Annotated in this window: 14 protein-coding genes; 6 read left to right on the forward strand and 8 right to left on the reverse strand. The window is 63.7% G+C overall.

Annotated elements, in window-relative coordinates; translation table 11 throughout:
- The first annotated feature begins 88 nt into the window (after nucleotides 1–88).
- A complete protein-coding gene (locus tag FJ964_RS15040) occupies nucleotides 89–1,009 on the forward strand; it encodes a LysR substrate-binding domain-containing protein (RefSeq protein ID WP_140551094.1) in 921 nt (306 codons plus the stop codon).
- A 147-nt stretch (nucleotides 1,010–1,156) separates the two neighbouring features.
- On the opposite strand, the gene der is transcribed toward FJ964_RS15040, so the two are convergent.
- Complete coding sequence (der, locus tag FJ964_RS15045; RefSeq protein WP_140551095.1) at nucleotides 1,157–2,590, reverse strand: ribosome biogenesis GTPase Der; 1,434 nt, start codon at nucleotides 2,588–2,590, stop codon at nucleotides 1,157–1,159.
- A 3-nt stretch (nucleotides 2,591–2,593) separates the two neighbouring features.
- Complete coding sequence (locus FJ964_RS15050; protein WP_140551096.1) at nucleotides 2,594–3,259, reverse strand: tetratricopeptide repeat protein; 666 nt, start codon at nucleotides 3,257–3,259, stop codon at nucleotides 2,594–2,596.
- 191 nt (nucleotides 3,260–3,450) lie between these two features.
- Between FJ964_RS15050 and FJ964_RS15055 the strand changes: the two genes are divergently transcribed.
- Nucleotides 3,451–4,464, forward strand: coding sequence for a polysaccharide deacetylase (locus FJ964_RS15055; RefSeq protein ID WP_181172495.1), 1,014 nt, complete (start codon nucleotides 3,451–3,453; stop codon nucleotides 4,462–4,464).
- 36 nt (nucleotides 4,465–4,500) lie between these two features.
- Here the strand turns inward: FJ964_RS15055 and sbmA are convergent, their stop codons facing one another.
- The 3 genes from sbmA to FJ964_RS15070 form a co-directional block, all read right to left on the reverse strand.
- Nucleotides 4,501–5,760: a peptide antibiotic transporter SbmA gene (sbmA, locus tag FJ964_RS15060; protein ID WP_140551098.1), complete on the reverse strand. Its 1,260-nt coding sequence runs from the start codon at nucleotides 5,758–5,760 to the stop codon at nucleotides 4,501–4,503.
- 115 nt (nucleotides 5,761–5,875) lie between these two features.
- Nucleotides 5,876–7,036, reverse strand: a complete 1,161-nt coding sequence (locus FJ964_RS15065) for a YbfB/YjiJ family MFS transporter (protein ID WP_140551099.1) — start codon at nucleotides 7,034–7,036, stop codon at nucleotides 5,876–5,878.
- Between the two features lie 76 nt (nucleotides 7,037–7,112).
- A complete protein-coding gene (locus tag FJ964_RS15070) occupies nucleotides 7,113–7,313 on the reverse strand; it encodes a hypothetical protein (RefSeq protein WP_140551100.1) in 201 nt (66 codons plus the stop codon).
- A 93-nt stretch (nucleotides 7,314–7,406) separates the two neighbouring features.
- Here FJ964_RS15070 and FJ964_RS15075 point away from each other — a divergent pair, with 93 nt between their 5' ends.
- The 3 genes from FJ964_RS15075 to FJ964_RS15085 are packed head-to-tail and all read left to right on the forward strand — an operon-like array spanning nucleotide 7,407 to nucleotide 10,029.
- Nucleotides 7,407–8,399, forward strand: coding sequence for a LysR substrate-binding domain-containing protein (locus tag FJ964_RS15075; RefSeq protein ID WP_140551101.1), 993 nt, complete (start codon nucleotides 7,407–7,409; stop codon nucleotides 8,397–8,399).
- Nucleotides 8,396–9,652 (forward strand): aminopeptidase, encoded by a 1,257-nt coding sequence (locus FJ964_RS15080; RefSeq protein WP_140551102.1) that lies wholly within the window; start codon nucleotides 8,396–8,398, stop codon nucleotides 9,650–9,652. Before FJ964_RS15075 ends, FJ964_RS15080 begins: the two co-directional genes overlap by 4 nt.
- A gap of 23 nt (nucleotides 9,653–9,675) precedes the next feature.
- A complete protein-coding gene (locus FJ964_RS15085; protein WP_140551103.1) occupies nucleotides 9,676–10,029 on the forward strand; it encodes a DUF488 domain-containing protein in 354 nt (117 codons plus the stop codon).
- A gap of 233 nt (nucleotides 10,030–10,262) precedes the next feature.
- Here the strand turns inward: FJ964_RS15085 and FJ964_RS15090 are convergent, their stop codons facing one another.
- From FJ964_RS15090 to FJ964_RS15100, 3 genes are all read right to left on the reverse strand, one after another.
- Entirely contained in the window at nucleotides 10,263–10,604 is a 342-nt protein-coding gene (locus tag FJ964_RS15090) for an arsenate reductase (RefSeq protein ID WP_246676184.1), read from the reverse strand.
- 216 nt (nucleotides 10,605–10,820) lie between these two features.
- The gene (locus FJ964_RS15095) at nucleotides 10,821–11,174 is read right to left on the reverse strand and encodes a nuclear transport factor 2 family protein (RefSeq protein WP_140551105.1); all 354 of its coding nucleotides are present in this window, start codon (nucleotides 11,172–11,174) and stop codon (nucleotides 10,821–10,823) included.
- Between the two features lie 131 nt (nucleotides 11,175–11,305).
- The gene (locus FJ964_RS15100) at nucleotides 11,306–12,022 is read right to left on the reverse strand and encodes a 2'-5' RNA ligase family protein (RefSeq protein ID WP_224713283.1); all 717 of its coding nucleotides are present in this window, start codon (nucleotides 12,020–12,022) and stop codon (nucleotides 11,306–11,308) included.
- 189 nt (nucleotides 12,023–12,211) lie between these two features.
- Here FJ964_RS15100 and FJ964_RS15105 point away from each other — a divergent pair, with 189 nt between their 5' ends.
- Nucleotides 12,212–13,369, forward strand: a complete 1,158-nt coding sequence (locus FJ964_RS15105) for a fumarylacetoacetate hydrolase family protein (RefSeq protein WP_140551106.1) — start codon at nucleotides 12,212–12,214, stop codon at nucleotides 13,367–13,369.
- Nucleotides 13,370–13,407: the final 38 nt, after the last annotated feature.

The raw sequence follows: 13,407 nt of genomic DNA on the forward strand, positions 1-13,407 counted from the left end.
CCGGCCTTGACGGTGCATGTCTATCGCCATAGCTTTGTCCATAAAATCAGGAAGTTTTTGATCAAAAATCCTAAAAAACGGGATTATCATGCGACGGGTGACATTCGACCTCGACGTCCTCAGGAGCTTCGTCACCGGAATGGAGCTTGGCAGCTTCGCCAAGGCGGCCGACCGGCTTGGCCGCTCGACCTCGGCGGTCAGCGCGCAGTTGAAGAAACTGGAGGAGCAGGCGGCGACGCCGATCTTCCGCAAGTCGGGACGCGGGCTGGCACTGACGGAAGCCGGCGAGACCATGCTCGCCTATGCGCGGCGGCTGGTCGAGCTCAATGACGAGGCGGCCTCCGCCATCCATGACGTCGAGCTGGAAGGCTGGGTACGGCTCGGCCTGCAGGAGGATTTTGGCGAGGCGGTGCTGCCCGACGTGCTCGGCCGCTTCGCCCGTGCCCATCCCAAAGTCAAGATCGAGGCCCGCATCGCGCGCAGCCACAAACTCGCGGAGCGGATCATCTCGGGCAGCCTGGACATCGCGCTTGCCTGGCACAGCGGCGCGACGCTGCCTTACAGCCAGCATGTTGCCGACGTGCAGATGCGCTGGATCGGCCCGGCAAAGCGCATCGAGACCAACCTGCGCCATGGCGAGCCGCTGCCACTGGTGGCGCTGGAGGCACCTTGCCTGTTGCGCACGGTGGCGACCGAAACGCTCGACCGCGCCGGCCTGCCCTGGCGCATGGCCTTCTCCAGCCCGAGCCTTGGCGGCATCTGGGCCGCCGTCGCAGCCGGGCTAGGGCTGACGATCCGCACCGACATCGGCCTGCCGGCAAATGTCAGCGCGATGACGCCGGAGATCGCCGGGCTGCCGGCCCTGCCGAGGATGGCGCTGCATCTGCATCGGAAAGACGCGGAGCTCGATCCGGTAGCGGCGCGGCTGGGCGATATTCTGCTGCAGTCGGCTTTCGAGGCGCTGCCTGAGAGTGCGCAGGTGAACACGGCCGTAAAAGATGCCGCCTGACTTCTGAGCAAGGCGGTCTGACGGACCCGAGCTGGTCCACCGCCCACATGCAGGAGAGATCTAGGACGAAGGATAGGCCGCGATCCTTCGCGCCCCCCTCTGTCCTGCCGGCATTTTGGATTTTCTCACCGCACCAATGCGCCGGCTTCAGCGCTTCTTGGCCCTGCCGGCGAAGGGATTGTCCGATGTGCGCAGCGCCATGCGGATCGGCACGCCCGGCATGTCGAAGGCTTCGCGCAGGCTGTTGGTGAGATAGCGGACATAGGATTGCGGCATCGCATCCGGGCGCGAGCACGAGACGACGAAGCCCGGCGGGCGCGTCTTGGCCTGCGTGACATATTTGATCTTCAGCCGGCGACCGGCAACCGCGGGCGGCGGATGATGCGCAAGAATGCCTTCCAGCCAGCGATTGAGCCTGCCGGTCGAGACGCGGCTGTTCCAGACCTTGTGCGTGCGGATGACGGCGTCCATGAGCTTGTCGAGGCCGCGCCCGGTCTCGGCCGAAACTGTCACCGCCTGCATGCCGCGCGCCTGCGGCAAAAGCCGTTCGGTCTTCTCGCGCAGTTCGACCAAGAGTTCCTGCGGATTGTCGATCAGGTCCCATTTGTTGAAGGCGATCACCGGCGCGCGGCCCTCGCGGATGATTAGATCGGCGATCTGAAGATCCTGCTTCTCGAAAGGGATGGTGGCATCGAGCACGATGATGACGATCTCGGCGAAACGGATGGCGCGCAGGCCGTCCTGCACCGACATGACCTCGAGCTTTTCATGGATCCTGGCCTTGCGGCGCATGCCGGCGGTGTCGAACAGCTTTATGCGGCGGCCACGCCAGTCCCAATCGACCGAGATGGAATCGCGGGTGATGCCGGCTTCCGGTCCGGTCAAAAGCCGCTCCTCGCCGATCAGCGCATTGATCAGCGTCGACTTGCCGGCGTTGGGACGACCGACGACGGCGATGCGCATCGGCTTGGTGTCGTCATAGGCCGGCACCTCCTCGGCGTCGGGATCGACGATGTCCTCGCCGATCAGCACCTCGCTGGAGGCGATCTCCTCGTCGTCGTCCTCATCCTCGCCAAAGGCCCTGGCCTCGCCAAGGGCGGCGATCACCGCATCGCGCAGGTCGGGCATGCCCTGGCCGTGTTCGGCCGAGACCGGGACCGGCTCGCCAAGCCCGAGCTCCCAGGCCTCCAGCATGCCGCCCTGGGCACCCTTGGCCTCGGCCTTGTTGGCGACCAGCACGACCGGCTTGCCGGATTTGCGTACGATCTCGGCAAAGGTCCGGTCGTCCGGCAACAGGCCGGATTTGGCGTCGACGGTGAAGAAGATCAGGTCGGCTTCACGGATAGCGATCTCGGTCTGCGCGCGCATGCGGCCGGGCAATGTCGAGGCGCCGGCGTCCTCGAAACCCGCAGTGTCGATGACGTCGAAATGCAGGTCATAAAGTTTTGCCGCATGGACCCGGCGATCGCGGGTGACGCCAGGCGTGTCGTCGACAAGCGCCAGCTTCCTTCCCACCAGCCGATTGAAAAGAGTCGATTTGCCGACGTTAGGCCGGCCGATGATGGCGACTTTGAAGCTCATATGTCACGATGCGTTGCCCGAGCCGCGGATCAGCTCGGACATCAGGGTCGCCCGTTCCCGGGTGTTACGCGGGGCACCGTCATCGGCGGCGATCTGATCAAACAGCTTCAGCGCGTCCTGGGTCTTGCCTTCCTTCCAGGCGGCGAGGCCAAGCGCCTCGCGCGCGGTGTGGCGCAGCGTGTTTGTGTCCGAGGTCAGGGCCTCGACGCGGCTCGACACATCGGCGAAGGAGCCGTGGTCGACCAGCAGCAGCGCCGCCCTCAGCCGCGCCATGTCGCGAATGCCCTGGGGAATGGCGGCGTCGGCGGCCACCTCGTCGAAATCCTTGACGGCGGCATCGACGTCGCCCTTGTCGGCCTTGACGGTGGCAGCGCGCATGCGGGCGAGCAGCGGATAGGCGCCGTAGCCATCCTTCTCCAATTGATCGAGCGCGGCCAGCGCCTCGTCATTCTTGCCGTCATTGGCCAGCTTCAACGCCTGCGAGAAGGCATCGCCCGAACGGTTGGCGCGGGTCTCGTCCCAGTAACGGTAGCCGACGAAGGCGGCGGTGCCGAGCACGACCAACACCGCGACCACAAGCAGGGCCGGGCCGAAACGGTCCCACAGCTTCTGCGCCTGTTCGCGGCGGATCTCGTCGTTGACTTCACGGATAAAACTGTCGTCGGACATCAATAAAACCATTCCTGCCCCGGGACGGGGCGTTCGCGAGCCCGCGTTTTAGCGAAATTTTGTCGGCATGGAAGGGGTTCGACCGGAAAATCACCTATTCGCGGGGCAAACGGACGAAAAGCCAATCGTACCGGCGCCACATTTGCGCTATAGCGGGGCCAAAACCGCCCCAAGGTCAGTAGTTGTTGCCAATACCCTTTTCGTCTCGCGTTGCCGCGTTCTGTCTCGCTTCGCTTGCCACGGCCGGTGCGGCTTTCGCCGATCCACCCGGCTCGCGGGCGCCCTTGCCGGCAAGGCCGAAGCAGGTCGTCATCATCTCCTTCGACAGCGCCCGCGACATCTCGCAATGGAAGCGCAGCCGGGCGCTGGCGCAGCGCACCGGCGCGCATTTCACCTATTTTCTGTCCTGCGTCTTCCTGCTGTCACCGGAGACGCGCAACCAGTACACCGCGCCGGGCAAGACATCGGGCAAATCCAACATCGGCTTTGCCGCGTCCAAACAGGAAGTGGCCGATCGGCTCGAACAGATCGGGCTTGCCGCACGTGAAGGCCACGACATCGCCAGCCACGCCTGCGGCCATTTCGACGGCAAGGACTGGAGCAAGGCCGACTGGCTGAAGGAATTCGGTGCCTTCGAGCACATTCTCGAGAACGCCTATGCGATCAACGGGATTGCGCCCGAGCCCGATGGCTGGCGCGATTTCGCCCGGCACGCGGTGGTCGGCTTCCGCGCGCCCTATCTTTCGACGGGCAAGGCACTCTACGAGGCGCTGCCCGCCGCCGGTTACCGGTTCGACGCCAGCGGCGTCTCGCGCGGTCCTGTTCAGCCGCCGACCGCCGGCGGCATCACCCGCTTTTCGCTGCCGCAGATTCCGGAGGGACCGAAATCGCGGCCGGTGATCGCCATGGACTACAATCTCTATGTCAGGCATTCCGGCGGCTTCGAGCGGCCGAGCGGAGCGGCGGAATTCGCCGACCGGACCTACCAGGCGTTTCGCGCCGCCTTCGACGCGCAGTATCGGGGCAAGCGCGTTCCGCTGGAACTCGGCTTCCACTTCACGCTGATGAATGACGGCGCCTACTGGAACGCGCTGGAGCGTTTTGCCGGCGAGGTCTGCGTCAAATCAGACGTCGAATGCATCAGTTTTCGCGATTATATCTCGCGGCAGGGTGCTGGCCAGAAGCAGGCTTCGGTCGGCGGCTGAGCCGCCAACCCGTTTCGCGCCCAGGTCTTCCCTGACTTAAGCGGGATCCTCGGCGCCTTGCCGTGCCAGATAGCGTTGGTCGATTTCCGGCAGCGGCTCGCCCTGCAGCGTCGCCTCGAAGGCGCGCAAGCGCTTATGCACCGATTGCAGTTCCACGATGGTCGACCAGGAGGTGAGCAGGAACTGCAAAGAGCCCGTCACCTTGCCGAAAGCGTTCGAAATCTGGTTCAGCGCGCCGAACGTTATCTTGTGGGCGACCAGCGACGGCCCCAGGATCAGCAGCGAGAAAATATTGTCGGCCTGCAGGTACGTGTACCGGACGACATTGAAATAGATGTAGTGGAAATAGAGCCGGAAATAATTGTGGCGGACGTTGGCGAACAGCGCGGCGGTGGTGGCGGGCTGGGCCCGGTCGGCATGATCCTCGCCGTAAACGAGCTCCTTGCGGTAGGCCGCCTCCACGCGCTGGTTGCGGAACTGCAGCCCTGGAAGCTTCATGCCGGCAATCATGACCGAAATCGTTCCGAACAGACACCAGGCCAGTGCCGCGACCACCAATGGCTGGGGGATCGCGCCGATGATCGGCAACTCGGTTATATGGGCCTGCAACTGGATCATGACCGGCAGGAAGGCGATGAGCGTCATGATCGACTGGACGAAGCTGGAACCCAGATCTTCCATGATCTGGGAAAACCGCATCGTGTCCTCCTGGATACGTTGCGAGGCGCCCTCGATATGGCGCAACCTGCCCCAGTTCTCGACGAAGTAGTTGTTCATCGCCGTGCGCCAGCGGAAAATCCAGTGGCTGACGATGAAGGCGTTGACCACCTGCACGTTCATGCCGACCAGAGCAAGCCACGAGAAATCGGCCAGTCCTATGTAGAATTCGGCATTAGTCGATTTTCCGGTCCCCGACATCAGTCCCTGCACATAGTCGAAGAAGGGGCCGTACCAGGCGTTGACGGCAACGCTGACCTGCACATTGAAATAGATGAAGAACAGGATGACCGCCGTCATCAGGATCGACCAGCGTTGCCACGGATGCGGAGAATACCAGCTCCAGAAAGCGTAGAAGGCCAACACACAAAACGCGAAGTAGATGTAGAACCAGAGAAACGGCTTCGAGACGAGGACTGCGATGCCGATAATGGGCGGCGCACCGGCTGCTGCCGGCGGCAGGCCGAAGACGGCGCCCAGCTGCTCACCCCCGAAAAACCAGAACAGGATCGCCGCAAGGCTCCAGACGGCGGCCGAAGAGAAAAACAGCTTCGGCTGCGGGAAGAAGGATACGAACACTGTGGCGAATTCCTCGATTTTTGCGCAAATCAGCTGAGTTCAGCGGGCATAAAGTCACACATTAGGGGGAAAGAAAATGCCCATGCCCGATGCCCGGCACCGAGCAAACCCACAATCATGGCGATTTTGGCGCGGCCGACCATGTGATGACGCCGGAGGCGACCAGAACGGCCGCGGCGGCGATCGAGGCAAGGAAGAAATCGCCCGACGCCTGCGCCAGGAGCCCGGCGGCTATCGGGCCGATGATCTGGCCAAGACCGAACGAAGCCGTCATCAAGGCGAAGGTCCGCCGGGGAGCCTGTGGCGCCAGTTGCCGCGCGGTCTGCAGGCCGAGCGCGGTGATGGCGATGAACGTGCCGCCAACGAGCAGGCCGCCGAGCAGCGGCCCGGTGCGCCCGCCTACCGCGACGCTTGCGACTATGCCGACGACCTCGACGAAACATCCCAGCGCATAGGTCGTGTAAAGGCCGATCCGTGCCGATATCTTCTGCCAGAGCCAGACCGAGGGAAAACCGGCGAGACCGGTGACCATCCAGACCACCGCCTCGAACACGCGTCCGCCGCCGCCTTGCCGGACAATGGCGACCAGGAAGGTCGCCGTCACCACGTAGCCGAAGCCGAACAAGCCGTAAGCGACGATCACCTTGGTCAGCGAGCGGTCTTTCGGCAGCGCCGGCTCGCGGCCGGTATCGCCGCTGGCCAACGGCCCGCTGTCCACCAACAGCGCCACGACGACGAAGCCACAAGCCGAGATCGCCGCCGACCACAGCCAGCCCGCCGCCCAGCCGGCATGGTCGCTGACCAGGGCCGCCATCAGCACCGAGGACACGGCGATGCCGAGGCCGACGCCGCCGAAATGCCACGCCTGCAGATCGCTGCGGCCGGCCGCGGCAAGATGGCTGAAAACAATGCTGGCCAGGAACACCATGACGAAGGCGCTGGCCAGGCCGGCCAGAAAGCGGATGACAAGAAAGGCGGGGATCGTATCCGACAGCCCCATCAGCGCGGCAAGCAGAGCGCTGGCGCCCAGACCTGTCAGCATCAGCAGGCGCTCGCGCCCATGCGCCCAACCGCCCGCCGCGGCAAAGGCGCCGGCGAGGTAGCCGAGATAATTGGCTGACGCGATCCAGCCCGCATCGGCCGCCGACAGATGGAGTTCTTCCATCATGCCCGGCAGGATCGGCGTGTAGACGAAACGACCAATGCCCATGGCGACAGCCATGGCGATCATGCCGGCGAAAGCGAACCGCAGCGCTGTTGAGGTAGCGGATGTCATCGCGGTGCACAATAAGTCCGTGGACCGGCGACACAACGCGCTTGCGTTGGGCCAGGCGCCGGGCCGTAAGCACCAATCAGCGGCAGCCCGCTTGCGCCGTCTCGTGGGCAGTGCGACGCGCCGTCAGCCGAAACGGCATGTCGCCGAGTTCGCGCTCCGACATGGCGCTCAGCACGGGATGCGACAGCGGATCGGTCAGCCATGCGACCGTTTCGCCACCGCAAGGCGGCTCGTGCATAGGGAAGAATATCTTGAGCGACGCGAACAGCCTTAACATCTCAGCCTCCGCAGGCCTGTCTTGGGGATAAAGTCTGCGCTTTCGGCATCACTTTCAATTGAGATTTCAGCCCCGCTGGTTTAGAAAAACTCAATGGCCATGCTCAACCGCGTCCACCTCAATGGCCTTCGCGCCGTGGAGACCGTCGCCCGTCTCGGCTCGCTTGCCGCGGCCGCCGGCGAACTCAACGTTTCGGCCAGCGCCGTCAGCCAGCAGATAAAGCGCGCGGAGCAGCAGCTCGGTCAGTCGGTGTTCGAGAGAACGGCCAAGGGGCTCGTCCTGACGGAATTCGGCGCCATGTTCGCGACGCGCCTCGGCGCGGGTTTCCGCGAGCTCACCCAGGCCGTGGCGCTGGCCGACGAGGCGCGCCAATGCACGCTGGTGGTTTCAGTGGCGCCGGCATTCGCCTCGAAATGGCTGCTGCCGCGGCTGTCGCATCACTTCACCCGGCATCCCAATGTGCTGTTGCGCATCGACGCCTCTGTGCGGCTGGCCGACCTCGACCATTCCGATATCGATATCGCCATCCGGCTTGGCGACGGCAAATGGCCGGGCGGCAAGGCGGAGTTGCTTTTGGCACAAGAGGTGTTCCCGGTCTGCGCGCCCTCGATCGCGAAGAAACTGAAATCGATCGAAGACCTTGCCCAGACCTGCGCGATCACCGACGAACGGGCGATGATCAGCTGGCAAAGCTGGTTCGCCGCGGCCGGTGTCGAACCCGTCACCTTCCTGAAGGGCGCGCGCTTCACCGATCCGATGCTTTGCCTGGAATCGGCGATTGCCGGCCACGGCGTCATGCTGGGCTGGCAGCTCCTCGCCGCCGATGCGCTGGCCGACGGGCGGCTCGTGGCGCCATTCGGGATACGCGCCCAGAGCGGGCTTGGCTATTGGCTGGTGACCTCCGCCGCCAAGGCCGAAAGCCGCAAGGTCCAGGATTTCAAGCTCTGGATCAGGGAAGAGATCGAGGCGACGATGGCGCGGTTCGGCTCCGCGAAGACGGGCACGAGCGACGCGATCACGGTGGAAAGCACGGTGACGCCGGTCTATGTAGAGTCCGACATCAAACTACGGCAGGCAGGATCATGACCACACATTCGCGCGGCGTTTCCGCAACGATCGACCCGGTGAAGCTCGACAGGCTGGCGGAAGTCGCCATCAAGGTGGGGCTGCAATTGCAGCCCGGGCAGGACCTGGTGCTGACCTCGTCCATCGCCGCGCTGCCGCTGACCAGGCGCATCGTCGAGCATGCCTACAAGGCCGGCGCGGGGCTGGTGACGCCGATCTTCAACGATGACGAGATCACACTGGCGCGTTTTCGCTATGGCGCGGACGCCGGCTTCGACCGGGCCGCCGGATGGCTGTACGAAGGCATGGCCAAAGCCTTCTCCAACAATGCGGCGCGACTTGCCGTGCGCGGCGAGGATCCCTCGCTCCTGTCGGCGCAGGACCCGGCGAAAGTGGCGCGCGCCAACAAGGCCAATTCGATGGCCTACCAGCCGGCGCTGGAAAAGATCACCGGCTTCGACATCAACTGGAACATCGTCGCCTATCCGGATCTCGCCTGGGCCAAGCAGGTCTTCCCCGATGACGCCGACGACGTTGCAGTGGCCAAGCTCGCCGACGCCATCTTCGCCGCCTCGCGCGTGGACGTGGAAGACCCGATCGGCAACTGGAAGGCCCACAATGCGGCCCTTCGCAGCCGCACCGAATGGCTCAACGGCCATAATTTCCATGCGCTTCATTTCACCGGGCCGGGCACTGACCTGACGGTCGGGCTGGCCGACGGCCATGAATGGATGGGCGGCGCCTCCACCGCCAAGAACGGCGTCACCTGCAATCCCAACATCCCGACTGAGGAGGTCTTCACCACGCCGCATGCGCGGCGGGTGGAAGGCCATGTTTCGTCGACCAAGCCGCTCTCCTACCAGGGCACGCTGATCGACGAGATCTCGGTGCGTTTCGAGGGCGGCAGGATCGTCGAGGCGAAGGCTTCGAAGGGCGAGGACGTGCTGAAGAAAGTGCTCGATACCGACGAGGGCGCACGCCGGCTTGGCGAAGTGGCGCTGGTGCCGCATTCCTCGCCGATCTCGGCGAGCGGCCTGTTGTTCTTCAACACGCTGTTCGACGAAAACGCCGCCTGCCACATCGCGCTCGGCCAGTGCTATTCGAAGTGCTTCGTCGACGGCGCCTCGCTCAGCCAGGCCGAGATCGCGGAGCGCGGCGGCAACAAGAGCTTCATCCATATCGACTGGATGATCGGCTCGGACAAGATCGACATCGACGGCGTCGGCAAGGATGGCAGCCGCGTGCCGGTCATGCGCAAGGGCGAGTGGGCCTGACGGGAGCGCACGAAGGAGAGCCGATGGCCTTCGAGATCGCGGTGAAGCGCATCTATGAGGCACCCGAAAAGGCCGATGGCCAGCGGGTTCTGGTCGACCGCATCTGGCCGCGCGGCGTCGCCAAGAAGGAGGCCGCGCTGGCGCTATGGCTGAAAGAGATCGCGCCGAGCGACGAGCTTCGCAAGTGGTTCGGGCACAAGCCTGAACGCTGGGCAGAGTTTCAGAAGCGGTATCGTGCCGAACTGGACGGCAATGGCGAGGCGGTGGCGCAATTGCGCGCCCTGCTCCGCGACGGCAAGGTGACGCTGCTCTACGGCGCGCATGACGAGGCGCACAACAATGCGGTCGCGCTGATGGGGTATTTGCGCGCGGATTGAGCGACCACACTTCCAGCTGGTGGGAGCGCGTTAGCCTTGAGACGCCGGCGGGGCAGCGCCCCCCTCTGTCCTGCCGGACATCTCCCCCACTTGGGGGGAGATCGGCAGTTGCCGCGCCCCGCTTCCACATTGGCGATTTGCGAAAGCCGCCGTTGCAGCCAATCCCCCCCTCGTGGGGAGATGTCCGGCCGGACAGAGGGGGCGCGAAGGAACGCCGGGTACGGAGTGTTGTTCTACTTCCCGCCCACCGCCGCCTCGTAAACATCCGGCTTGAACCCAACCAAAATCTGGTCGCCAACCTCCAGCACAGGCCGTTTGATCATCGTCGGCTTGGCCAGCATCAGGGCTTTGGCCTTCTTTTCATCCAGGTCCTGTTTATCCTTGTCCGGCAACTCGCGGAACGTCGTGCTGCCCTTGTTGAGCAGCTTTTCCCAGCCGACCTTGCGGGCCCAGTCATCCAGCCTGCCCGCCTCGATCCCTTCGGCCCGGTAATCGTGGAAACGATATGGCACTGCATGGCCCTCCAGCCAGACGCGGGCCTTCCTGATCGTGTCGCAAGTGGTGATGCCGTACATGGTTATCGTCAAAACACGCGCCTTTCGGACTTCGAATCTGGCGGCAGGTTAAGCAGCCCCCGCGCGCTTTGCCAGCGGCCGGCGGAATCATCGAGGGGTGAGTTTCTTCAATGGCGGTCGCCGATCCGTGAACGACGTGCATAGGGGATAGCGGCCAGGACATGATCCTGGCCGCTTTGGATGCGGCGAAACGTGCCGACAGCCGGAAAACCCGGCTCAATAATAGAAGCGCTCTTCGGCAATCTTGCCGTTCTTCATCGTGTACAGGCCAACCTCGTCCATGGTGACACGCTGGCCTGTGGCCTTGGGCGTTATGTCGAATGTGAAGCGCACGGCGAACTGGTCGCCGTTGACGTAAGGGCCCTCGACGGAGCCGCCATGGACCTCGTTGTTTTCCTGCCACCACTGGCCCTTCTGCTTGACAGAATCCTTGCCACGGCAGACGGCCATTGGCCCCTCCATCGCTTCATAGCTGACGATGTCGTCGGCGTTATATTTCTCGGCAGCGCTTTCGTAGTCACCGCGCTTGAGAAGCGCCGTGAAATCCTTCGCAATTTCCGCGTTGGTCATGTGTTCCTCCTGTTCAGACGTCTTGCAAATAGGGAAAGCTCGTCGGCCTGCCATCATCGTTCCGCTTGATAGCTGACATGTCCTGTCAGGAGGATGGACCGCGCGACGCATGTGGGGACGGTTCCAGGCTCTCACATGGCGGGTAGTGCATCGTCCTGGCCGGTCAGCCGCCAACGTCCGGGCTGCTTGTAGGCGCTCTTCCCGATGAGACTGTGGATCAGCACAAAATCCCGAACCGTCCAGCCGACCGGATCGATCGACCGCTCGCGTATCCTGGGAACGCCCACTTCGTCACGAAGCAACGTAACATGCGGTTCCATGGACCTGGTGAGAAAGGGTTTCAACGGACTGTCCGAGATCACCGCCGTCAGATCACGCCAGAACTTTTGCAGCGACGGATTGCCATCGCTGCCGCGCAGGACCAGCGCGCCACCGCCAAAAGCCGACAGGCGATCGAACGAGACCTCGAAGGGCTTCGCAACGATCATCGATCCGATATGACAGGCGGTCTCTACCAGTTCTTGCGGATACTCCTCATGGTCGCCGAGGCCGACCAGCGAGATGTGGATGTGATTTTCCGGAACCAGCCAGCCTTGCAATCCGAACTCACGGTTCAAAGCAAGGGCCTTTCGCGCGAGACGACCAGCAATCGCGCTGCCGACGAGGATGGCAAAGAACAGCCGGTGGAGATGCTTCCCCGCCTGCTCCCATCGGAAAAAGGCCTGGCCGTTCTTCGCGGTTCCGAATGCGGGTTGCCCACTCATACTGATCTCGTCCGCCAATTGACTCAGGTTGACCATATTAGAACAAAACAAGAACAAACTCAAGCCCAAAAATGACGCAGGCATTGGGGCTCCCGCACCGCCGCATGCATCCAACCCCTGAAGGAGTGGTTCCTTGCGGTACGCCAATCGCAGACAACGCCGGCAGACATGGCGCCTGGATCACCATAAACGGGATAGACCTTTGACAGGAATCCGGTGAAAGTGCCGCGCCGAACCGGCAAGCCGCATTTCGATGATCAGAGGACCGCACGCATGACGAACCCGATGCATCTGCCCGCCGAAGGCCTTTTTGTCGGGCGCGCCAGAAGCAGCGATGCCTCGCATCCCCTGGTGGTCACGGTGCGTGATGGCACCGTCTTCGACATCACCTCGAGCACGGCGCCGACCGTGCGTGATATCTGCGAGATGGCCGATCCGGCCGGTTATGTGCGCTCGGCCAGGGGCAAGCCGATCGGCTCGCTCGACGATATCGCGGCCAACAGTTTCGAGGCCGCGCGTGATCCGGCAAAGCCCTATCTCATCTCCCCGGTCGACCTGCAGGCAATCAAGGCCTCGGGCGTCACCTTCGTCGTCAGCCTGTTGGAACGCGTCATCGAGGAACAGGCGCGCGGTTCGGCGGAACGGGCCGATGCCATCCGCGCCGACATTGCCGGGCTGATCGGCCACGATCTGTCCAAGCTCAAGCCGGGGTCTCCCGAAGCGATGGAGATCAAGGCCAAGCTGATCTCGCGCGGCGCCTGGTCGCAATATCTGGAAGTGGGCATCGGTCCGGATGCCGAGATCTTCACCAAATGCCAGCCGATGGCCTCGGTCGGTTTCGGCGCCGATGTCGGCCTGCATCCCGTCTCGACCTGGAACAATCCGGAGCCGGAGATCGCCATGATTGCCGCCAGCAGCGGCAGGATCGTCGGCGCCACCATCGGCAACGACGTCAATCTGCGCGATGTCGAAGGGCGCTCCGCGCTGCTGCTCGGCAAGGCCAAGGACAACAACGCCTCCGCCTCGCTCGGCCCCTTCATCCGCCTGTTCGACGGCACGTTCTCCATCGACGACGTGAAGAATGCGGTCGTGCGCCTCAAGGTCGAGGGTGAGGATGGGTTCGAGCTTGAGGGCGCAAGCTCGATGGCAGAGATCAGCCGCTCTCCCGAAGAGCTCGTCGCGGCCGCCATGGGCCCGCATCACCAATACCCCGACGGCCTGGCGCTCTATCTCGGCACCATGTTCGTGCCGTCGAAGGATCGCGGCGAGAAGGGCAAGGGGTTTACCCACAAGGTCGGCGACATCGTCACCATCTCGTCGGAGAAATTCGGCGCACTGGTCAACCGGGTGCGGTTGTCGCCGGACTGCCCGCACTGGACCTACGGCGCCAGCCATCTGATGCGCGATCTTGCCAGGGCCGGCCTCCTCTAGCTCCTCGCGTTGCCGGAGGCGGTCAACCATCGCTTCGG

It is taken from the genome of Mesorhizobium sp. B2-3-2, assembly GCF_006442295.1.
Classification (GTDB): Bacteria; Pseudomonadota; Alphaproteobacteria; order Rhizobiales; family Rhizobiaceae; genus Mesorhizobium.

What these genes read in the sequence shown, in the direction of transcription:
- FJ964_RS15040 (WP_140551094.1), top strand. Translation starts at nt 89, where the DNA reads ATGCGACGGGTGACATTCGACCTCGACGTCCTCAGGAGCTTCGTCACC.
- der (WP_140551095.1), bottom strand. Translation starts at nt 2,590, where the DNA reads ATGAGCTTCAAAGTCGCCATCATCGGCCGGCCTAACGTCGGCAAATCG.
- FJ964_RS15050 (WP_140551096.1), bottom strand. Translation starts at nt 3,259, where the DNA reads ATGTCCGACGACAGTTTTATCCGTGAAGTCAACGACGAGATCCGCCGC.
- FJ964_RS15065 (WP_140551099.1), bottom strand. Translation starts at nt 7,036, where the DNA reads ATGACATCCGCTACCTCAACAGCGCTGCGGTTCGCTTTCGCCGGCATG.
- FJ964_RS15070 (WP_140551100.1), bottom strand. Translation starts at nt 7,313, where the DNA reads ATGTTAAGGCTGTTCGCGTCGCTCAAGATATTCTTCCCTATGCACGAG.
- FJ964_RS15075 (WP_140551101.1), top strand. Translation starts at nt 7,407, where the DNA reads ATGGCCATGCTCAACCGCGTCCACCTCAATGGCCTTCGCGCCGTGGAG.
- FJ964_RS15080 (WP_140551102.1), top strand. Translation starts at nt 8,396, where the DNA reads ATGACCACACATTCGCGCGGCGTTTCCGCAACGATCGACCCGGTGAAG.
- FJ964_RS15085 (WP_140551103.1), top strand. Translation starts at nt 9,676, where the DNA reads ATGGCCTTCGAGATCGCGGTGAAGCGCATCTATGAGGCACCCGAAAAG.
- FJ964_RS15090 (WP_246676184.1), bottom strand. Translation starts at nt 10,604, where the DNA reads ATGTACGGCATCACCACTTGCGACACGATCAGGAAGGCCCGCGTCTGG.
- FJ964_RS15095 (WP_140551105.1), bottom strand. Translation starts at nt 11,174, where the DNA reads ATGACCAACGCGGAAATTGCGAAGGATTTCACGGCGCTTCTCAAGCGC.
- FJ964_RS15100 (WP_224713283.1), bottom strand. Translation starts at nt 12,022, where the DNA reads ATGCCTGCGTCATTTTTGGGCTTGAGTTTGTTCTTGTTTTGTTCTAAT.
- FJ964_RS15105 (WP_140551106.1), top strand. Translation starts at nt 12,212, where the DNA reads ATGACGAACCCGATGCATCTGCCCGCCGAAGGCCTTTTTGTCGGGCGC.